Annotated in this window: 27 protein-coding genes; 20 read left to right on the top strand and 7 right to left on the bottom strand. The window is 57.7% G+C overall.

All coding sequences use genetic code 11. The features are described from left to right. Window positions 1-140 precede the first annotated feature (140 nt). Window positions 141-596: a hypothetical protein gene (locus CT3_RS21285; protein WP_066534452.1), complete on the top strand. Its 456-nt coding sequence runs from the start codon at window positions 141-143 to the stop codon at window positions 594-596. 116 nt (window positions 597-712) lie between these two features. Here CT3_RS21285 and CT3_RS09580 read toward each other — a convergent pair whose 3' ends face one another. The 4 genes from CT3_RS09580 to CT3_RS09565 all read right to left on the bottom strand — a co-directional run bounded on the left by CT3_RS09580 (window position 713) and on the right by CT3_RS09565 (window position 2,058). Next, entirely contained in the window at window positions 713-1,183 is a 471-nt protein-coding gene (locus CT3_RS09580) for a lysozyme (protein WP_066534455.1), read from the bottom strand. Then, window positions 1,180-1,488, bottom strand: coding sequence for a hypothetical protein (locus CT3_RS09575; RefSeq protein WP_227657877.1), 309 nt, complete (start codon window positions 1,486-1,488; stop codon window positions 1,180-1,182). Before CT3_RS09575 ends, CT3_RS09580 begins: the two co-directional genes overlap by 4 nt. A gap of 92 nt (window positions 1,489-1,580) precedes the next feature. Then, window positions 1,581-1,796, bottom strand: coding sequence for a hypothetical protein (locus tag CT3_RS09570; RefSeq protein WP_066534463.1), 216 nt, complete (start codon window positions 1,794-1,796; stop codon window positions 1,581-1,583). A 19-nt stretch (window positions 1,797-1,815) separates the two neighbouring features. Beyond that, window positions 1,816-2,058 (bottom strand): DUF4376 domain-containing protein, encoded by a 243-nt coding sequence (locus tag CT3_RS09565; RefSeq protein WP_066534465.1) that lies wholly within the window; start codon window positions 2,056-2,058, stop codon window positions 1,816-1,818. A 316-nt stretch (window positions 2,059-2,374) separates the two neighbouring features. Between CT3_RS09565 and CT3_RS09560 the strand changes: the two genes are divergently transcribed. Both CT3_RS09560 and CT3_RS09555 read left to right on the top strand, forming a co-directional pair. Beyond that, entirely contained in the window at window positions 2,375-2,659 is a 285-nt protein-coding gene (locus CT3_RS09560) for a hypothetical protein (protein ID WP_115594672.1), read from the top strand. A gap of 186 nt (window positions 2,660-2,845) precedes the next feature. Then, on the top strand, window positions 2,846-3,028 hold the full coding sequence (locus CT3_RS09555) for a hypothetical protein (RefSeq protein ID WP_066534469.1): 183 nt from the start codon (window positions 2,846-2,848) through the stop codon (window positions 3,026-3,028). A gap of 260 nt (window positions 3,029-3,288) precedes the next feature. On the opposite strand, the gene CT3_RS09550 is transcribed toward CT3_RS09555, so the two are convergent. Both CT3_RS09550 and CT3_RS09545 read right to left on the bottom strand, forming a co-directional pair. Continuing rightward, window positions 3,289-3,570, bottom strand: coding sequence for a hypothetical protein (locus CT3_RS09550; RefSeq protein ID WP_066534479.1), 282 nt, complete (start codon window positions 3,568-3,570; stop codon window positions 3,289-3,291). Between the two features lie 316 nt (window positions 3,571-3,886). Then, complete coding sequence (locus CT3_RS09545) at window positions 3,887-4,225, bottom strand: hypothetical protein (protein ID WP_115594673.1); 339 nt, start codon at window positions 4,223-4,225, stop codon at window positions 3,887-3,889. Window positions 4,226-4,454: 229 nt separating this feature from the next. On the opposite strand from CT3_RS09545, the gene CT3_RS09540 reads away from it, so the two are divergent. The 4 genes from CT3_RS09540 to CT3_RS21280 all read left to right on the top strand — a co-directional run bounded on the left by CT3_RS09540 (window position 4,455) and on the right by CT3_RS21280 (window position 9,251). Further along, a complete protein-coding gene (locus CT3_RS09540) occupies window positions 4,455-5,150 on the top strand; it encodes a LexA family transcriptional regulator (protein ID WP_066534483.1) in 696 nt (231 codons plus the stop codon). Continuing rightward, window positions 5,134-5,718: a hypothetical protein gene (locus CT3_RS09535; RefSeq protein ID WP_127446202.1), complete on the top strand. Its 585-nt coding sequence runs from the start codon at window positions 5,134-5,136 to the stop codon at window positions 5,716-5,718. Before CT3_RS09540 ends, CT3_RS09535 begins: the two co-directional genes overlap by 17 nt. Window positions 5,719-7,000: 1,282 nt before the next feature. Beyond that, window positions 7,001-7,285 (top strand): H-NS histone family protein, encoded by a 285-nt coding sequence (locus CT3_RS09530; protein ID WP_066534489.1) that lies wholly within the window; start codon window positions 7,001-7,003, stop codon window positions 7,283-7,285. 1,816 nt (window positions 7,286-9,101) lie between these two features. Next, window positions 9,102-9,251, top strand: a complete 150-nt coding sequence (locus CT3_RS21280) for a hypothetical protein (protein ID WP_172591814.1) — start codon at window positions 9,102-9,104, stop codon at window positions 9,249-9,251. A 568-nt stretch (window positions 9,252-9,819) separates the two neighbouring features. Here the strand turns inward: CT3_RS21280 and CT3_RS09520 are convergent. Next, complete coding sequence (locus CT3_RS09520) at window positions 9,820-11,742, bottom strand: diguanylate cyclase domain-containing protein (protein ID WP_066534491.1); 1,923 nt, start codon at window positions 11,740-11,742, stop codon at window positions 9,820-9,822. Between the two features lie 536 nt (window positions 11,743-12,278). Between CT3_RS09520 and CT3_RS09515 the strand changes: the two genes are divergently transcribed. The 13 genes from CT3_RS09515 (at window position 12,279) to CT3_RS21260 (ending at window position 19,825) form a co-directional block, all read left to right on the top strand. After that, on the top strand, window positions 12,279-12,968 hold the full coding sequence (locus CT3_RS09515; RefSeq protein WP_127446200.1) for a hypothetical protein: 690 nt from the start codon (window positions 12,279-12,281) through the stop codon (window positions 12,966-12,968). Window positions 12,969-13,059: 91 nt separating this feature from the next. Continuing rightward, window positions 13,060-13,458: a hypothetical protein gene (locus CT3_RS09510; RefSeq protein ID WP_066534495.1), complete on the top strand. Its 399-nt coding sequence runs from the start codon at window positions 13,060-13,062 to the stop codon at window positions 13,456-13,458. Continuing rightward, a complete protein-coding gene (locus CT3_RS09505) occupies window positions 13,455-13,748 on the top strand; it encodes a hypothetical protein (RefSeq protein ID WP_066534497.1) in 294 nt (97 codons plus the stop codon). The genes CT3_RS09510 and CT3_RS09505 overlap by 4 nt, the downstream gene beginning before the upstream one ends. 136 nt (window positions 13,749-13,884) lie before the next feature. Beyond that, a complete protein-coding gene (locus CT3_RS21275; RefSeq protein WP_172591815.1) occupies window positions 13,885-14,025 on the top strand; it encodes a hypothetical protein in 141 nt (46 codons plus the stop codon). Then, window positions 14,022-14,144, top strand: coding sequence for a hypothetical protein (locus CT3_RS21270; RefSeq protein WP_255503228.1), 123 nt, complete (start codon window positions 14,022-14,024; stop codon window positions 14,142-14,144). The genes CT3_RS21275 and CT3_RS21270 overlap by 4 nt, the downstream gene beginning before the upstream one ends. Before the next feature lie 25 nt (window positions 14,145-14,169). Next, window positions 14,170-15,129 (top strand): recombinase RecT, encoded by a 960-nt coding sequence (locus tag CT3_RS09500; RefSeq protein ID WP_066534499.1) that lies wholly within the window; start codon window positions 14,170-14,172, stop codon window positions 15,127-15,129. Next, window positions 15,126-16,892: a YqaJ viral recombinase family protein gene (locus CT3_RS09495; RefSeq protein WP_066534500.1), complete on the top strand. Its 1,767-nt coding sequence runs from the start codon at window positions 15,126-15,128 to the stop codon at window positions 16,890-16,892. Before CT3_RS09500 ends, CT3_RS09495 begins: the two co-directional genes overlap by 4 nt. Window positions 16,893-16,948: 56 nt before the next feature. Continuing rightward, complete coding sequence (locus CT3_RS09490) at window positions 16,949-17,065, top strand: H-NS family nucleoid-associated regulatory protein (protein WP_376784333.1); 117 nt, start codon at window positions 16,949-16,951, stop codon at window positions 17,063-17,065. 70 nt (window positions 17,066-17,135) lie between these two features. Next, window positions 17,136-18,008 (top strand): SPFH domain-containing protein, encoded by an 873-nt coding sequence (locus CT3_RS09485; protein ID WP_083520339.1) that lies wholly within the window; start codon window positions 17,136-17,138, stop codon window positions 18,006-18,008. Then, window positions 18,005-18,295, top strand: a complete 291-nt coding sequence (locus CT3_RS09480) for a hypothetical protein (RefSeq protein WP_066534503.1) — start codon at window positions 18,005-18,007, stop codon at window positions 18,293-18,295. The genes CT3_RS09485 and CT3_RS09480 overlap by 4 nt, the downstream gene beginning before the upstream one ends. 139 nt (window positions 18,296-18,434) lie before the next feature. Continuing rightward, window positions 18,435-18,692, top strand: coding sequence for an excisionase (locus CT3_RS09475; protein ID WP_098066135.1), 258 nt, complete (start codon window positions 18,435-18,437; stop codon window positions 18,690-18,692). Beyond that, complete coding sequence (locus CT3_RS21265; RefSeq protein WP_225608582.1) at window positions 18,653-19,090, top strand: Arm DNA-binding domain-containing protein; 438 nt, start codon at window positions 18,653-18,655, stop codon at window positions 19,088-19,090. The genes CT3_RS09475 and CT3_RS21265 overlap by 40 nt, the downstream gene beginning before the upstream one ends. An 87-nt stretch (window positions 19,091-19,177) precedes the next feature. Continuing rightward, complete coding sequence (locus CT3_RS21260) at window positions 19,178-19,825, top strand: site-specific integrase (RefSeq protein ID WP_227657876.1); 648 nt, start codon at window positions 19,178-19,180, stop codon at window positions 19,823-19,825. Window positions 19,826-19,879: the final 54 nt, after the last annotated feature.

The raw sequence follows: 19,879 nt of genomic DNA, 5'->3' as shown, positions 1-19,879 counted from the left end.
AAGGCAAAAATTCTTAAATCATTTTTAATATAATTCTTATTAACTATTGTCACAAAAAATAAACACAATAAGTATCGGTATTTACCTATTGCCAAATTCAATTAACTTGCTTATAGGATCCAGTGAGTTAAGACTATGCAATGGAAGCATGGCTGAGCGCGCCGCTGGAGGTGCTTGAGCTTGGCTTTGTCTTTAGTGACAGTGGAGTTGAACTACTGCTGGTCAGCCAGCCCTCTATCGACCCGGATCTGCCCCGCAAGCAGCCCTATTTCTGCATCCAGCTGCCGGACCAGGCCTGCAACCACTGCTCCGCCCTCTCCAGCCAAGGCAGCGAGTCGCTGGTGTTGATCTGCCAGATCTCGGCAGGCAGCGGCGTCACTTGCAGCTTGGGCGCTGCGGGTGGCGGCAGCGCTGACGGCGTGCTGCAGGCCTGCAATACGGGCAGTGTCAGCAGCACGGCCAGCCTCCAACTGCGCCAGTTTTTGCGTGTAGTCATGGGTGTTTTCCTTTTGATCGCGGGCATGCTGCAGCAGCGCGCCTGCTTTGTTTTCCGTGGCTGTCTGCGATTGCTGCGCCTGCATCATCTCTTTTCCTGACTGCTCGGCCTGCACCCGGGCCAGCGCGGTATCCGCACGCCAGCCCTGGGCGGTCCACCCCGCAGCAAAGGCCCCGGCCAGCGCCAGGGTGGCCAGGATGGTTTTGCCTCGGCCCGTCATGCCAGGCCACCTTCACACAGCTGGCGCTCGGCCGCCCGGCGGCGCACCAGGCCGGGCAGCTGCTTGTCGCCGGCATAGGTCCAGCGACTCAGCTCGGCGCACGCACCATCCATGTCCCCGGCATTGGCCTTGCGCACCAGGGTTGAGCCGCAGAAAGCGCCCTCCCCCACATTGAAGGCGAACGACAGGAAGGCTGCGCGCTGGCCATCGGTCAGCGGCTGGCGGATGCAAGCCAGCGCGTCTGCATGCTGGGCCAGGTCCTGGTACAGCATGGCCTCGCACTGCTCGCGCGTGAAGGTCTGCCCAATGCGCAGCTCCGGGCCGGTGTGGCCGGTGCACGCCGTCACGATGCCGATGGGATCGCGGTACGTGCGGTGCACAGTCCCTTCATACGTGGCCACGAGCGGCACCACGGACGCCGCAGCCGCCGCGCCGATGGCGGCAATCAATTTCTGCTTGTAGTTCATTTCGGGTAGATCCCCCGGGCCGCATTCCATGCCGCGGTCAGTGCGACCCCCAACGCCACGATGGCGGCCGTGGGCCGAGCCAGCTTGCCCAGCCAGTTGAGCACCTTGAAAGCGCCCTTCATGGCAGTGAAGAATTCCAGCAGATCAGCCAACTGCTGCTTGAGCTCATGCAGCTCTTTGCGCGTCTGCTCCAGCTCGCGCGGGATCGAACCCTGCCCACGCTCGATTTCGGCCATGCGTGCGCTGCCCGCATCGAACCGGCCATTCACCTGCTGCATCGTGCGCACCGGCAGCTCGTTTCCCACTCATCCTGCATACCCCCCCCTTACCCCCCAGCCAAATTCCTGGAAGGAGTCCTCAAAAACCTACCCTCTGGATTGCCTTACGCCGACTGCCGTCAGCACTTGGGCTCCACATCCGTCACCTCACCTGCAGCGCGGCCGCCGTCGCGGGGGGCCGCTAGCCCAGCCTCGTAGGCCTCCAGCGCAATGGTGTTCATCAGCTGCTGCAGCGTTCCCTGCAGGCCCGCCGACAGCTCCGGCGTGATCTTGTTGCCCACATTGGCGTTCAGCACTTCGGCCAGGCGCGGGTTGATTGCGTTGTCGTTGTCCATGTGTGGCTCCTGTTCGTGCTCAAGCGGCGGTTTCGATCTCTGCGGGCTCTTGCGTCCAGCTGATGCCCGCCACCTCCTCCGCCGTCTGTGCCGCCTGGATCTGGGCGTAGATCTGCCGGCTGCGCTGGTGGATGCCGTCGGTGTGGGCCAGCAAGGCAAAGCCCACCGCAATCACGCCTTCGGCGCCCAGCTCCACCGTGGTGTTATCGGCCAGGGTCCAGCGGATGCTGTAGGGCTGCCCGGCCTCCCGGGTAGTTGGCAACCATGCGCCGCAATGCATCAAGGGAGTTCATGTCCGGGCTCCAGAAAAACGGACGTTGCAGCCGCTCGGGGTAGATCCGACACTTGGCCCAACGAAGAAAGAGAGAGATGGAACCCAAGCCACAACCACCCAAGCCCGAAGCGCTGACACCAGAGCAGGTGTAAGCAGCCATTGAACGGGCCGAGAAGTGGCTTGGAAGGATTGAGGCACGCGCACTGCGTGCGATCGCGCTGGGGCTACGCGATGTGTAGGGGTGGCCGCCCTGCGCTGGTCTATGCTGGTGCGGCTTACACAACCAACCCCAGGGAGAGCGGACATGACAAAACCAGAAGAACTGCAAGCGCAGATCGATGGATTGCGGCTATTGGTGATGAGCCTCTTGGCCCGAATCCCTGCGGAAGAGCTCCGCAAGGACGTAGAGATCAGATTCGAATCCTGGGAGAACATGCACATACCCACCGGAGTCAGCAATTCGTATCTGGATCTGATGCAGACCGAGAAGGACCGCGCCCTTCACATGCTCGAGACGCTTCGGGGGCAGCAGAGTGCAAGTGCGAAGACATCACTGCAGCAGCCGCCTTCCGACCACGCGTCACCCTAGCGAACAGGCTGGAGCCATGCCTCTCGCGGCACTTCTTCAGCCGCCGCACAGACTCAAAAATGGAGCCGCCAAAGCGGTACGGGTCAGCCATGGGGGGTCTCCTCTGCGTTTGGCATGGAATGGGTGCCCGCCCTGCCCTGGGCTACGATGGAAGTTCCTACACAACCAACACCAAAGAGAGCGGACATGAAACAGGAATTGATAGGTCCAACTGCAACGCTCGCTGCAGCGCTGCTGTCGAACCTCGAAGACGAGCACAGCGAATTCACACCAGCCATCGTTGCGGCCGCGTTCGAAGAGGCGTACTTCATGCTTCTCGATGGCATTCAGCGGGTGGACAACGAGATTGCGCGGCGCGAGAAGCTGTAGTAGCGGCGTACATGTCACCCATGGCTCACCTCCTCGGGGCTGGGCTTGGAAGGGGTGCCCGCCCTGCCCCGGGCTACGATGGAAGCTCCTACACAACCAACGCCAGGGAGGGCGGACATGAGCGCAGTGCTAATCGCATATGACTTGCACAAATTGGGGCAGCGGTACACCGAGTTGCGAAAACTCATCATTGAAACGTTTCCGGGCAGCTGGAACTGCTTGGAGTCAACTTTCATAGTCAACACAAACTGGACGCCAGCTCAGGTACGAGACTTGCTGAAATCCAAGCTGGACTCCAACGACGAGTTGCTTGTAGTTGCACTGGTCAAACACGGCTGGGCATCCTGGGGACTATCCAAACCATGCTCAGATTGGCTGCATGCCAACGCCTGACCATCGGTCTGCGGTGTAAAGCCATCCCGGATCAGCTCCCAGTTGTCCGGGTGGCACCAAATCTGCGTTGCGTACGCCAACGCAAAAGGAATGCCGTTTCGCTTGTACACGGTGCCGGCAGGCAATATGAAGGTCTGCAACTCAACCATGACTTACCTCCTCGGCATTTGGCTTGAAATGGGAACTGCGCTATCTCGGCTCTCGACTGGCTCAAAACCGAAATCACGCAGGGCTTGCCGACCATCCGGGCTTTGGGCCAGTAGCTCACTCAGATCCATGGCCGCAGCCAGAAGGCCTGCCTTGGGTGAGCCTGCCTCGCGAGCAACATGAGATGCGTGGTGCCGAAATGCGATGTGGGAATCGGCCATGCTGAACCAGCGCGCAGCACAAGCAGCAACAGCCGCGGCTAGAGCACCCTGCTCTCCTGCTCGCACTGCGGCCATATCCACTGCGGGAAGCTTGTGGCTAGCCATGGCTCACCTCCCCCGCTTCGCCAGCCAGCGCATTCGCTCGCAAAGAATGGATCGCCTCGTCGGGCAAGCACGTGTAGATCGAGTCGTGAACGAACTTGCTGAAGGCGCGCATGTCGTCCTCGCTGCGCTGCGAGGTGTTCAGCTTCGAGCCGTAGATCCGGCAGAACTGCTCCGCCAGCTCTGGCTCAGCAATCGCACTGGACAGGCAGTTGATGAAGGCCGGATCGAAGTACGCCGCAGAAAGAGGAAGCCGGCCGCACATCACGCCACCTCCTGGGTGGTTGTAGGAGTTGGCTTTCTCAGTAGGTTGCGCCGGATGCGCGTGATCCATGGGTTGTCACGCTCAACACCCGAAGGATGCCACGCCTTTTCCAGTTCTGGATGCGCTGGATACCGCCATTTTTTAGGTCGTAACCTAAGCGGGCAGCGAGCTTGGTGGCTCCGCCCATGTGAGATATGAGTCCTGCGTCTTGGTGCATGCCAAAATTAAACACATTGTTTAAACAAAAGTCAAACACATCGTTTAACAACATTTTGTTTAGCAAACGGAGAATTTCTAGATGCACACCTCTGCAGATCGCCTCTATCAAGCCGCCAAGCTACTCCGAGACATCTCGGGTCAGTCGGCTGTTGCCCGCCTGCTCAATGAATCACCCCAGACAGTGAAAAATTGGGAGACGCGTGGTGTTTCGCGCTCTGGAGCGATGAAGGCCGAGAATGTGCTGGGTGTACGAGCCAACTGGCTCATCACTGGCGAAGGCGACATGACAAGCGGATCCGTTATTGCTCCGCGAGAAGAATTTCTGCCTGCAACGCCGACCGCAACAGACCTGGTCCGAATCCCCTTGCTCGCCAATTCGGGTAGCATGGGTCCAGGCAATGAGGTGCTGGACTCTGACTACGTGGTCGGCGACTTGTCGCTGTCCTCGCACTGGATCAACCAATACATTAAGCCAGGCAACATCCGTGAGTTGAGATTCATCCACGCCCACGGCGAGAGCATGGCTCCCACTTTCAGCGATGGCGACGTACTACTGGTGGATGCTGGTTCACGCGATCCGGCCGCCCACGAGGGCGTCTATGTGCTGGAGTTGCATGGCAAGACCTACATCAAGCGCGTGCGCATGCGCATGTCAGGCATGCTGGAGGTCAGCTCGGATAACCCAACAATTAAAACGGTGGATGAGCTGAATGGAGACCACGAGGTGCGAGTGCTGGGCCGTGTGGTTTGGGCATGGAATGGTCGAAAACTTTAATCACCCAAAATCATTAATTATCGAAAGAGGGACGCCGTTGAAATCGCTGGGAAAAGTCGCACTTGCTGCGTGTTTCGCTCTTGCATGTGTCGGAGTGTCTGCACAAACCTTTCAGAAATGGGAAGTTTATGACTTGATTGATGCACCGGTCACCATGACCATTAATGACAGCGGAAACGGTTTCGGGCAAGTCTGCTCAGACGAGATGCAGGACTGCTTCTGGGTCATTCTGACTTCAAAGACCGCATGCGAATCTGGCACGGAGACGCCTATCCTCGTGAATGCATCTAGCGGATCTTTTGCAATTTCATCTCACTGCTCTGGTGTCGTCAACCTTAGTGGAACTAACTATCACCGGTACATCCTCTCAACCCATAAGCAAATGACCACGATCGTTCAGGACTCCTCCGGTCTGATCGGGTTTGCCATCCCACTCGAAAGCGGTCTGTTCTCCGTTCTGCGCTTCGACCTCTCAGGCTCGCGAGCCGCCCTCAAGAAGTTCGACAAGCTTTTCGACTCATTCATCAAGCGCGTTCAAAACAGCTCCACCAAAGACAGAAGCCTCTAGAGAGACTCCCGTCGAACCATCTCTGCGTTCAGCGCTACAAACCGCCCTCCGAGGCGGTTTTTTCAGCCCATCACAAAGGTCTTAAACATTTTGTTTGACGACGAATTAAACGTATTGTTTAATACACCCATCGCAGCAACACACCGCGAGACACCCCAGGCCCAGCGATACGGGGCCGAAGCCGACAGGACGCAAAGGCGGGGTTAGCTCCCAAGGGAGTGCAGACAGGAGTTGCAGACGCGATGGGTGCCAAGTGATCGAGCCAGCACCTCGGGTCTTTAAAAAGCAGCTGGTGTGATTGAGAGAGGCGGCGGCACCGAAGTACTGGAAACATGCAACGGGGTGCACCACAGCCGAAATGCCCGGGGATGAAAAGACCGGGGGAAGACTTAAGGACATGACCAGGCGGCGCAATTGCGCGGGCTCATGGACTTGTGAGGCACGGCAATCAGTGTCATAGCAGGGAATGGCCGTCCTGCCCGCTCTCTCAATCACATCAGCCGAGCCGGATGAACAGGCCCAAAGGCCCTGCCCCTGTGATCTGTCGGCAGAAAGCAAAAGACAGGTGGCGCGAGAACCAACACTCGCGAGCCAGGCCCAGCTGGGCCAGATTAAAACAGCATGCCCCTCGCCCGCTTGAGCGGTTAATCAGGACGCTGGTACCGGCCCTCTTCGGGATATGCCAGCCGCCGCGCACGCCTGCACCTGGGACAGCAGGTATCGATAGCCAAGGACGCGCGGTAGCCCATTCACCCGGGCCACCGGGGAAAAGCCAAGCCCTTTCACCAGAGAGCGCTTGGCTTTTTTACGCCGATAGCAGGGCGGCCCTCCCCTGCAATTTGAAACTCAACCGTGACTCAACTGAAAAAAGGCCAATCTGTGAAAGCTCGTACTATCCGTGGCACCGCCACGATTGCCGGCTAAGTGCAGGAGATCATCGAAACCACCAAGGGCTTGTGGGTGACCGTACAGCCGGATGCCAAGGACGCGAAGCCGTTCAAAACGCACCCTGCTTTGTGCACTCCGGCCTAATTCCAGCAACCGTCCGCCCGGGGTGACCCGGGCCAAACCAGAGCACTTGTCAAGCAAATACTCTGGTTTGGTGAACGATTTGTTATGGAATGCCCTACATTTCACAAGTTAAAGAATTTTTAATAATATTAAGAATCACTGAATGGGCACTGCTTCTTAGGTGAAGGCACACAAGGCAAAGCCCAAGCGCGAGCAATACGCGCAGCTCTCTAACGGCAACTGCAAACTCTCAAACAAGGGGATCTCCAACATGAGCACCTACAAAAGCCTGCTTCAACAAAAAGCCGAACTGGAAGCCAAGATCGCCGAGGCGCGTAAAACCGAACTGGCCCACGCGGTGAAGCAAGCGCGTGAACTGGTGGCGCAATACGGCTTGACTGCTGACGATGTGTTTGGTGGCAAGAAAGCCGCAACCGGCCCCCGTGGAACTGTGGCCCCCAAGTACCGCGACCCAGCTACCGGTGCGACCTGGACTGGCCGCGGCAAACCCCCGAAGTGGATTGCCGACAAAGACCGCGCATCGTTCGCTATTTAAAGTTCACACACTTCCTGCATAGCCCGCAAGTCGCGGGCTTTTTTATGCCTTGCTGTGGCCTGAGCGTTTGCCTGCATCGTTTTCTGCAGCCGTGCGCTAGAAGGTGAAGCGGGCAAAAATCCCAAGGCAAATTTTCAAAAATAAGTACGCCGTTCTGGCCGCGAAGTCAGAGACTTCTTGTAGTCGCCACGGAAATTGAATGCGGGAGCTGGCACCGCATCAGAGAACCAGAAGCTCGAGTAACAAGCAATGTCTGGCGCGCAGTACCAGTGTGCAACCCCGTCCTGGTTGATAGCCCACCAACGCGCAAGCCTTGGGGCTTTGGACCAATCCACCTTGTCATGTCCTGTGCGCATGGCAACTCCTCAGATAAGCGGTGCAGTCTGTGGTGCTGGAAGTCAAGGGGCAACTGCCACTGGTCGCGATCGAGGTGGTCCGCGCGCCCCTCCCTCCTGGGGAGCACCAAGCATGGTCGACACAGCGCGGAAAAAGGGGAAAAAGCCATCTGGTGCAACGCCTTACCCTTAGCAACACCAGGGCGAAGACCAGGGCCCGCTCACCAAAGGCGCTACGGGCCCTGGGGGTGAACAATGTAAGTATTCTCTCAGAACGGTTTTTGCTCCTGAAAGAGAGTACCCTGAAGAAAGGCGATCAGCCCTGATCCGCCTTGATAGACCGGAGGTCTAAATGTCACCCCCCTCGAAATCTGCAGCCTATTTAGGCGACAGATTGCCCCAACTACCAGACTTTGACAGTCACACAGCTTCGAGTGACGACTATGTGTTCGAGCCGAACTGGCATGTACTGACCATGCTTGTCGACCCGAGCAAACAACCCAAAGTAACCATAAAAAAGGTCCGCAAACTGCAGCGCGAGAAAACTGCAGAAGAGGACTATTGATCCTCGAAGGCTTAGGCCGTAACGCATTGGTACAGCGTGGTTATCCCTAAAGCCTCATTGTGAAGATGCAGCAAGTCATCCCGATGCGCTGCAAATGGTTAAGGAATATCCAAATGACTCAGTCCAACCAACAACCCGGCCAGACCCCGAGCAAAAAACCCGGCCAAGCCGAACAGTCCTCCCCCAAGACCCCTCAACAAGGCCAGCCAGCCCAAAAGCCAAGTGGGCAGCACAAATAAGCAATCAAGTTGCTAACGCCTCGGTTTTCGGGGGCACTGCACGGCCTTCAGGGTCAGCAGTTAATGAGCCCGCTTTAAGCGGGCTTTTGATCTTCTTGGAAAGCGTGGAGGCAAAACCATGATTGAGACGAAAACACCGGTGAAATCCGAGCCTGTCGCTCCGCCTACTTCGCCTGCGCCTGTAAGACAGGACGCACCGGAGCCACATGAAAAAGTAGAGCGCCAGCAAGGGGACAGAGAGAAAGAGCCTGGCGTGAAAGAAAAACAACAAAGTTAGTTATAAGCCAGCATCTGCTAAATACTTTGAATGCTAAGGTAGGAACCATGTCTAGCGTCAGCATTGCGATATCTGCTCCCCTGCAGCTAGAAGCCAATTCGTTAAGGCTGATTCTCGATTGTGTTTTAGATGGCCATCCCGACATGGCACTAGCACTCTTACAAATTGATCAGATAATTACCGACTTGCAAGTGCATGCCAACACGTCCGTTGAACTTCAAAGAAATGATCCATTAGTGGACTGCATGCAGCGAATTCGCGCATCCCTAAATTAATTTTTGGTAGCGTCTACTTACGATATAGTGCTTTACTCTACTACTTGTCCTACATCACCTCACTCTTTAAATGGCCATAATAGGTTAGGTCAATCCTTCGATTGGCCTTAATAGGAGCAGCGGTAATGAGTGAGCAATTGAATCAACCGAATCCGGGTGAACAACAAAAAAATCCCAACCAGATCCAGCCCGGGCAGCAGCAACCCGATCAGCAGCAAACGAACCCCAACCAGCCGCAGCCAGGGCAAGAACAACCTGACCAGCCTCTGCGCTAAGTTGTGATTCCAAGTCGGACTCTCACTTTTTTGAAGCCGACGACCTAGGGGGCTAATTCCCACAAAATGGCTCCATTTACGGCAAACAGTGAAAACGCGAAAAGTAGATGTGTTCAAAATAGTCGGCTGCACATTTGACTAGAAAATAAGGTGGGGACAAGGCGGTCCCCAAATTGCAGCCGAAATAGACCGGAGGTCTATATGTTCTCACTACTTGCATATAAGTTAAATATTGAATTTTGGCGTGATATTGGGCTAATATTTACTCGGCCAATTTCCGAGCTACCGCCAAGACCGATGATTGCTGGTGCCCCCCCTTTGCCAGAGCCTCAAAAATCGGGCTTAAAGCTGCGGCTAGCGGTAATTAAAAAGAAATCGTAACTCAGTAGCCATGCGGGCATTAAACGCCGCCTCCTGGAGCGCATGCAGGGCCATGAAGCAAGCCCAGTGGCTTCCTTGATGGCGTGACTGGTAGTTGCCCACCAGCAAGCCGTGGAAGTCAGCGTCTCTCGTGGCTGAGTGCAAAAAGAACCGGGGCGTACACGGCAGCCATCACCCTTTTGCAGCGCTATGTGGCAGCTGTCGAATTCTCATTTGGGTTCTCACCAAGCGGCCGTCTGTTCGATTCGATGACGCGCCCTTTGCCTGCGTGCTTTGCCACATACATGGCTTCATCAGCGCGCTCAATTAACGAATCGCATGACTCGTTATCAAATTCATAGTAGGCAATACCGATGCTGCATCCCACTTTGGTTGTATGAATGTCTTCCACCACAATAGGAACCAGTACCTCCTGCAGGCAGCGCTGCATAGTGTGTACAACGCTTTCGCGATCGTTACGCCCAGTCAGCACAACGACAAACTCGTCGCCTCCAAGGCGTGCAACACAATCGTATTCACGCACTGCCCCCTTCAATCGTTTGGCTACGGTCTGCAAAACGATATCGCCGGCATCGTGCCCGTAGGTGTCGTTGACAGCCTTGAACCCGTCCAGATCGATAAAGCAAACGGCAACTGAGCTCAGGTGGCGGTTGGCAAGTGCAATGAAGCGCTCCATCTGCATGACCATAAGCCGACGGTTGGCCAGGCCCGTCAACGCATCGTGGGTGGCTTGGTGCTCGGTCTCTTGCTGGAGCTTTTTGTGGGCGTCAACATCCACAAAAATCCACACAGTATCCGTTTCCGTGATTTGCGCGGCATTGGCGTCCACCCAGAAGGTTTGACCATTGCTTTTTTTCAACTGCACCTCTGTGCGGAAGTGCTTGTTATGACTTAGCGCTTCGCTGGACAGTCGCCCGATTTGCTCATATGTTTCTTTGTCTGGATAGATGCAAAGCTTGGATTGCTGGTTCAAATCAGACACGTGCTTTCCCAGCATGCGTGCCATGGCCTTGTTGGCCCAGAGTATTTTCCGGTCGCGCACTTTGATCATGCCGATCAAGTCATTTTCGACAAAGAAGTTCTGCTCTTTCAGCAACTCTGCATTGCGCAACTTGTCAGTCAGCTCTCGCTGCTGATGCAGAAACAGGCTCCCTGCACCAAGCGCCATGAGCAGCACGCAAAGCCCCGTCAGGCTCCAGACCCGTACAGCTTCGCTTCGCCAAGGTCGCAGGTAGCTTTCGGTGCTGATGCCGGTGTAGACCGTCAGCGAATACGGGGAGGAAAGACGTTGGTAAGCCGTTATGCGTTCAATGCCGTCCAGCGCAGTTGGCGTAATGAACCAGCCATGATCTGGGTTACGGCGCACCGTTTGCTTCAGCGCGGTAGAGGTCAGCGTGCCTCCAACGCCAATATGCGAGGTTGGATCTGCTTGCGAGTAACGGGCCACCAAACGGCCTTCGGCCGAGCGTAGAGTGGTTGCGCTGTCTTCGCCAGGGGTCAGTTTCTGGAAAAGTTTGCGGAAATGCTCTACATCCAGGACGACGAACACAGCACCCTTGAAGGTACCGTTTTCACCCTCCAGCCTTCGGCTAAGAACCACGCTCCATTCTTTAAACGAGTGGCTGACCAAAGGCTCTGAGATGACCATCTTGTCAGAGCGTTTGACCTCTTCAAAGTAGGCCCGGTCCGCAATCGAAAAAGGCTGCTCATTTGGCAAAAGGCCCAGGCGCACCATGCCATTGGCATCGGCCACACGCACTGCTTTGGAGAAGGGAAGCAAAGCAGCCTGGTTGGTCATGGCCGATTCAAATGTTTGTGCAGTTGCCCCGGCCTGATGGAATTCGTGCGCAATAGTCGATAGTGCGTTATCGATCAGCCGCATCTCGGTGTTGAGCTCGTAGCTCAACAAGCGGGCCTGATTGATGGAGGCGTCCACGCCACGTTGAACGTGGTAATCACGCGACTCGCGCAGGTTATGCCAAGTGGACGCTATAAGTATGGAAGCAATTAGAAAAACGCCGACAACAGTTTTAAGCAAAAGCTGCCTAGACCGAATGAGACTTGTTACCACTCCATCTATCAGACGGTCAACAAAACGGATGCTCTTCATATGCGAACCATGATTGCTCAAGATGGGTCCCGTCAGTTTGCTGTTGTTGATGTGAGGCAAGCGTACGACAAGAGATATCCACTGCCTATCAAGCCTCTATCCTCGATTGTGATCCCGCTATCAGCGGCCGCAATGGTCCGACTTGACGTGCGGCAAGACAAGCGCAAATGTTGTCCGGAGGTCACGCTTGAGACTGATTCAGCGCATCTGTTCAAGCCAGTGAACTGAGCACCGCCACTCTCTCGCAGGGCCACTGCAAGGCCATGAAGCAAGCCCCGGGGCTTTCTTGATGGTGTGACTGGTAGTTGCCCACCAGCACGCGGTGAAAGTCCGCACCCTCCCTGCAACATGTCCGCAGAGATGTTGGAAAAAGCCGGGGCGCACACGGCAGCCATCACCCGTTTACAGCCGGGCCTGGGGAGTCTCCTCCCTCCCTCTCTTTTGTTTCCACGAGGTGCCTGCATTTTGGGAGGCAGCAGCATCTGCTGCTATATTTCGTTCCTCAAATTGGCGACCAAAAGCTCCTTAGGGTCGAAATGAGCATAGTTATATGTGGTTTTCTCGGGCATGAGACGCAGGACCTTGAGAAGAGAGTCGTTCAAGAATTTTCGGAGCTTGGGTTCAAGGTAGAAATTCATCCCGATATAAATTTACTGCAGCAAAATGATGATGAATCGCTGTATTTAAATTTCCTAGAGACCCCAGCTTATATTAAGCGCTCTTACCCTGGAGTTCCGCTACTAGCTGGGTGTGGATACTATGTGTCTCTGAATCCAGGAGGCGCGAATCCAGATGACAAGAACAGGCTAGTTAGCGTTGATAACTACACCTACCAAGTTTGCACTAGAACGTCATCCGGCCGGTCACCTTCTAGCTTCTATGCTCAAGCGTTAACAGTTGCGATTTTGTCGAAGATCACTGGTGGTCAGTTTTATGCAGAAGGACACGGGGATATTGTTTCAGGAGATTCTGGCTTAGAGCAAATCCTTACGGAGCTCAGGCAGGACGCTGATTTAGAGTTCGACGCAGATGCTTATCCTTTCCAGACCTGGCCGCCAATCGACCCAACAGTCGCATACACGTGGCCTGCGCCACTGGAATCTAAAATACCTAAAACGGTCGCCAAATCTATACCTCCCAAAAAAATAATAAAAATTACACCAATGGGTTTATTCTGTTTATTTATTTTTTTATATTTCTCAATAGTTACTATCATTTATTCGTAGCCCCTCCCGATAGTAGCTCCCCCTGCCCGCCTAGAGCGGGCTTTTCCATTTCTACGGCTCGCTTCGACGGGCCTTTTCTTTTGGAGGCGTCATGAGCCTGACATTTGTGAATTGCTTCGGCAAAAAGATCACTGAAAGCCAAATGGCCGCGATGCGCACTCACGGCCAAGAGCAAGAGCGCCTGCGCCGCGCTGCTGCAAAAGGCGAAGTCGCAGCTGTCCACAAAGGATGGCGGGTGACCGGCGTGAAGCCCGGCCTGCTTGAGGAAGCACGCGGTGCGCATGCAAGCCTGCAGGCATCAGCGCGGAAGGTTGGAGGGCAAGACATCAAAGACTTTGACGAGATGGCTTGGCTGCGCAGCGCGAAGCGCTCCCCTGTTCGTAGCAAGCCATACACCTTGAATGATGCAGCTCTGCAATGTGCCGAGCTGGCCACCAAAGCTGGATGGATTGATGTCCGTGTCCAAGAGATCAAAACGGAGGTTGCATGAACGCTCGACTCCCACTGCGCGCCATACCCTCCGACGCAAATGGCCTGCCGCCCTATGAGCCCGACACTGCACGCTTTCAGGTCACGGTCGAGGGCGTCACGCTGGACACACTGATCCACTACGGCGATGACTTTGACCTGTCTGTCTCGGCCATCTGGCACCGCGGCGTGAACATCGCCCCGCTGCTGGAGCCGAGCATCGACGAGGCCATCCTTAGCGCCTACGACACGCACCGCCAGGCCCTACGCAACGACGCCCAGGTGGAGCGCCGGGCCGGCTTCTCTGATTGAAAGTCAGCATGCGCCCGACCATCCAACTCCAGCGCCTGCCGCGCCGCAAGAAGAAGCCCGCCATCAAGCGGGCTTTGTTCATTCTGGCCCTGGCCATCGTCGCCGCCCTGGCGGCCACACAGTTTTAGGAGATCCCGTGCGCTTCATCTACATCGTGAACGGGCAGCCTAGTGCTGGCACCTTCAGTACCCGCGACGCGGCCTACACCGCCGGCCTGCTGCGCGCCGGCAGCGTCATCGCGGGCATTACCACCGCCGGTGTGCGAGGTTCTGCGTGAACACCACCGCTCCTCTCCACCAGCCCGCCTCGTTGCGGGCTTCTTATTTTCTGGACCTGCTCAAGTGGCTGGGGATCAGCGCCCTCGCGCTGGCCGCTGCCGCCGCCATCGTCTTTTGACCATCACCACGAATCGAGGTATCCCATGAGCAATGCGCTCGCCCCCCAGCAGGCTGCAGGCAGCCTTCGCCCTGCCGCACAGTTCGACCTGAGCCCGCAAAACTTTGAGCAGGCCCTGACGTTCTCCAACTACCTGGCTGAGAGCGACCTGGTGCCCAAGGACTTCAAGGGCAAACCGGGTAATTGCTTGATCGCCATGCAGTGGGGTGCTGAGCTGGGGCTCAAGCCTCTGCAGTCGCTGCAGAACCTGGCTGTAATCAACGGCCGGCCGGCACTGTGGGGTGATGCGGTCATTGCCTTGGTCCTGGCCAGCCCCGTCTGCGAGTACGTCACCGAAGATGACGATGGCAATACAGCCTATTGCCGCGTGAAGCGCAAGGGTGGGCCTGAGCAGGTACGCAGCTTCAGCATGGCTGATGCGCAAAAGGCTGGGCTGACCAACAAGCAAGGCCCGTGGACGCAGTACCCAAAGCGCATGCGCCAGATGCGTGCGCGTGCCTTTGCGCTGCGCGACGTGTTTCCTGACGTTTTGCGCGGCATGCCCGTGGCAGAGGAACTGCAGGACATGGCGGCCAACCCTTTGCCAGTTCAGAAGCACATGGGCCCCGCCGAGGTGGTACAGGCTGAATGGCCGACCGACAAGTGGGCTGCGCGCTTGCCGCAGATTCTCGATGGCATCGCCCAGGGCAAAACCGTCGATGACGCGCTGGCCTGGCTGGGCAGCAAGGGCAAGGTCACAGCTGAGCAGGAGAAAGAGCTGCGCGACAAGACGGCCAGGCTCCAGCAGCCCACCACCACGCAAGCGGGCGCGCCCGGCGCCCCTGCGGTGGCCCCCGACAAGCTGGCCGCAGATCTGCAGGCCTGTGCCGACCTGGACAAGCTCTACGAGCTGGGCGGCCTGCTCGATGCCATCACCGACGAAGCGCAGCGTCTGCGCATGACCGAAATCTTTGATGCCCGCGTGGCGCAACTGGAGCAGCCATGAGCATGCGAATTGTGAATCTGGTGCAGGGCACCCCTGAATGGCACGCCCACCGCCGTGCGCACTTCAACGCCAGCGATGCCCCGGCCATGATGGCCTGCAGCCCGCACAAGACCCGGGCCCAGATCATCAAAGAGCTCGCCACCGGTATCAGCGAGGAAGTGGACGCAGCCACCCAGCGGCGCTTTGATGCCGGCCACCAGTTCGAAGCCATGGTGCGGCCGCTGGCAGAGGAAATCATCGGGGATGAACTGTCGCCCTGTGTTGGCACCGAGGGTAAGTACAGCGCATGGTTTGATGGCCTCACCTTCATGAACGATGTGGCGTTCGAACACAAGACGCTCAACAACACGCTGCGCGAAGCCATGGTCCAAGGCTGCACCGGTGTCGACCTGCCACAGCAGTACCAGGTGCAGATAGAGCAGCAGGCCATGGTCTCGGGCTGTGAGCGAATCCTGTTCATGGCCAGCGCATGGAGTAGCGATGGCACCTTGGTTGAGGAACGCCACTGCTGGTATGTACCCAATCTGCAGCTGCGCGCCCAGATCGTGGCCGGCTGGGAACAGCTGGAGCGGGATGTGGTGGCCTTTGACCCCACCACCGCGCGCCAGGCCCCTACGGTGGCCGAGCCAGTGGAGAGCCTGCCGGCCGTGGCAGTGCAGCTCCAGGGCAGCCTGGTCGTAGTGTCCAACCTGGACAAAGTGGCTGTGGCCGTGCGCGCTTTTATCGATGGCATGGTGGCAAAGCCCTCCACCGATCAGGAATTCGCTGACGCCGAGGCCGAATGCAAAGCCCTGAAGTCTGGTGAGGAAGCCATGAAGGCGGCCGTGACCGGTGCACTGGCTCAGGTCAGCGATGTGGAGGCCTTCACGCGCACCGCAAGCGACTTGGCCAACCTGATGCGCACCACCCGCTTGGCACGCGAGAAGCTGGTAGCAGCCGAGAAAGACGCCCGCCGCCTGGCCGTGGTGACCGATGCCCAGCAGGACCTGGACCAGCACGTGGCCGCGCTCAACAAGCGCCTGGGCGCCGACTGGCTGCCCCGCATGGCAGGTGGATTTGCGGAAACCATCAAGGGCAAAAAGTCCCTGGCCAACATGCAGGACGCCGTAGCTGTGGCGCTGACCAACGCCAAGGCACAGGCCAACGGCCTGGCTCAGCGCTTGGTGGCCAACCGCGCACACCTGGTGCAACAGGACGGCGACTGGATCGCCCTGTTTGCCGACTTCGCCGCCGTGGGCACCAAAGCCGCAGAGGACTTCCATGCCCTGGCCGCGCTGCGCATCGGAAACCATCGCTCGGCCGAGGCCAAGCGGATAGAGGCTGAACGCGAGATCATTCGCCAGGAGGAGCAGCAGCGCGCCGATGCAGAAATGCGGGAGAAGCTCATTCAGGCCGAAGCTCAGGCGCAGGCCGGTATTGATGAAGCACGTTCTGCCGATGAACTGCCAGGCCCGCTGTTGGATGACCTAAGCTCACTGGCCAAAGGCCTGCGAGACAGCGGCGTGGCCGAGATCGACACGCGGCATGCCATCGCTGCGGCGCAAACCAGTGCTGCTGCAGCAGCGAGCGACGATGGCCGGACGATGACGTTGGGTCAAATCAACGCCTTGATTGCGCCCATCAAAGTTGACGCCGCCGGCCTGGCTGAACTCGGCTTTGTGGCCACGACGATCAAGGCCGCCAAGCACTACCCTGCTGGCAGCGTGCCGCACATCCTGGGGGCGATGATCAAGCACCTGCAAGGAGTGATGGCCACGGCCTGACCTCCGCCCTCTCGCGCCCGAACGCCAGCCAGGCCGAGCCACGCATCACCAGCACTGTGCCGGCCAAGTACCGCAACCCGGAAACCGGTGATACTTGGACCGGGCGCGGCAAGGAGCCAGTGTGGATTCGTGGTCAGGACCGTGAGGCCTATCTGATCACCCCGGCCGCATAACACCGGCCGCCTTTCCCCTTATCACCCGCAGCGAGCGGGTTTTTTCATGCCGCGAAGGAGGCGGCGAACTATGCGCAAGCTCAAACTGTTCTTGGCTGTTGCTGCCCTGGCGACCCTGGCCGCCTGCGGCAGCAAGGTCGAAGTGCCGCCCGCCCATGTGGGCAAAATCATGACCAAGGACGGCTACCAGGAGGCCCTGATCCCCACGTCCAAATTCCGCCTCTCCGCGTGCTGGGCCTACTGCGACCGCCTCGTCCTACTGGACGTCTCGGACAAGGCCTACCAGGAAGCTCTGTCCATCTTCATTCCCGAGGACAAGTTGAACCTGGAAGTCGCGGTGCGCGCCACGCTGAGCATCAACCCGGCCAAGACGGGCGAGCTGTTCAACGCGATCAGCCCTGAAGGCAATGATGGCGATATCTCTGTGATTGGCAATGAGCAGGTGTACCGCACCTACGCCAGCCAGATCATCCAGGCCGAGGTGCGCGAGTACCTGAGCAAGTTCAGCATCAGCGAAATTGCCTCGAGCAACGAGAAGATCAACGCTGACCTGCGCCTGCAACTGGGCAAAGTGATCGAGGCGCGCACCCCGTTCTCAGTGCGCTATGTGGGCATCACGAACTTCAAGTACCCCAAGATCATCACCGACGCCCAGGATTCTGCAGCCGAGCGTCGCGAAGCCATCCAGAAGGAAGAGGCTCAGCTGGCCATCAGCAAGGCCCAATTAGAGCGCGAGCTGCAGGAAGCCCGCCTGAACCGCGCCATCGAAAAAGAGAAGGCGGAAACTGAAGCCATGGCTCAAGCCGTCCTGGCCCAGTCGGTGGACGGCCGCGTGCTGGAGCTGCGCAAGCTGGAGAATCAGCGCGCCTGGATCGATAAGTGGAATGGTCAGTTGCCCACCACCACCCTGGGCGACTCCACCCCAATGGTCAAGCTGAAATGATCCTGCTGCTGAACCTTCTGCCCTACCTTGTGGTGGCCGCCGGCCTGTTGCTGGGCATCAAGCTGCGCAAGGTTTGGATCTTCCTGGCCGCCTTGGCCCTGGCGGCCATCTACAACATGGCCCAGCCGTCGTATGCCCCCAAGGGCACGGTGCAGCGCAGCCAGGTCCCAGCCTTCACGGAGTCCAGCACCAGCATCGAGGATCGCAACAGCAAGCCGGTTCCCGGTGATGTGCGGGACCAGCGTATGCGTGATGCTGTGCGCAACGGCTTGGAATTCAAGCCGTAAACCAGCCGCCCTGGCTTCGGCCGGGGCGACACTCGCCCCACCAGGGGCATGAGCACAGGACTTGCGCCTGTCCTGATTTCCCTGAACCCCAGCCCGCCCGGCCCATGCCCGGCGGGCTTTGTCTTTTCTGGAGCAGTCAATGAGAGACAGAGCAACCCACCAGGCAACCGTGGTCACCCACGAGAATCCCGCCGCCGCTAGTGCCCCCGAATGGGTGCTGGCGAGCAAGTACGAAGAGCTGACAGGCGTCACCCGCGAGACCGTCAAGCAGCGGAAGAAGACCGGCACTTGGAAGATCGGCCAGCAGGTTGCTGTCGTTTCCCGTCGCCTCTACGTCAACATCAAAGCAGCAGACCAATGGATAAAAGACCAAAGCTCGAAACACCACCCGGCGTAACCATCCGCAGATTTGTCACCGGTGACCGCATTCAAATTGCGTTTTCATTCGAGGGCAAAGAGTGCCGCGAGATGCTACCGCCTGGGCCTATCAACAAGTCCAGCATTCAACGAGCAGCAGTTCTGCGAGAAGACATCCGCGACAAAATCAAGGCCGGTGACTTCGACTACGCCGCATTCTTTCCCGACAGCCCGAAGGCCGGTGTCAGTAGGAAAAACGCCGGACTGATGAGAACGCTCTTGCAAAACCAGCTGGAGACCTACGAGCGCCAAGTCAAAAACGGGCAGATGTCGAAATCCACCTATAACGGCTATGCCAAGGTGATAAACGGCGACCGGATGCGGCACTGGGACAATGTGCAGGCGTCCGAGATCACCCCCGGCATGCTGCGCGAATAGATTGGCGAGATGGACTGCACTTCAAAGGCCATCCGAAACACGCTCATCCCTCTGCGTTCCGTTTTCGAAGATGCACTGAATGACGGCGTGATCGAATTCAACCCGTTTGAACGCATTGCATTGGCAAAGCTGATCCGGCAAACAGCCAAAGCCAGTGACTACGTCGTTCGGCCATTCACCTACGCCGAGCGTATGACTATCCTCGACGCTTGCCGAAACGATGAGCGCCCGACCTTCCAGTTCTGGTTCAACACGGGCCTTCGGCCTGGAGAGTTACAGGCGCTGGAGTGGGAGCACATTGACTGGGAGCGGCGCGTCGCGCGCATCGTCCAGAACCAAGTGGCGGGTGTCATCAAGGGTCCGAAGACAGCCGCCGGCAAGCGGGAGATGGATTTGAACGACGAGGCCATGCAGGCCCTCCGCGGCCAGTTGCCCATCAGCGGCGCCCGCGGCAAGCGGGTGTGGCTCAACACAGTGACGTTACTCCCCTGGACCACGGATGCTCAGGTGCGCAAAACCGCCTGGCTGCCGCTGATGGCCAGGGCCGGCATAACCTACCGCAATCCGTACCAGATCCGGCACACCTACGCCTCAACGCTGCTGACTGCCGGCGCCAACCCCTGGTACGTGGCACAGCAGTTGGGGCACGAGGACGTGGAAATGGTGTTCCGCACCTACGGCAAATTCATCCGCGAGGATTACCAGCACCCGAAAGCACTGCCAAAGACAAGCTGACTCTGATAGCCATCTGGAACGTTTGAGCAATAAATCAAGCCACACAGCATAACC

The organism is Comamonas terrigena NBRC 13299, assembly GCF_006740045.1.
GTDB classification, from domain to species: Bacteria; Pseudomonadota; Gammaproteobacteria; order Burkholderiales; family Burkholderiaceae_C; genus Comamonas; species Comamonas terrigena.
Note: the sequence above shows the minus strand (reverse complement) of the source record. Positions and strands in the feature narration are given on the sequence as shown.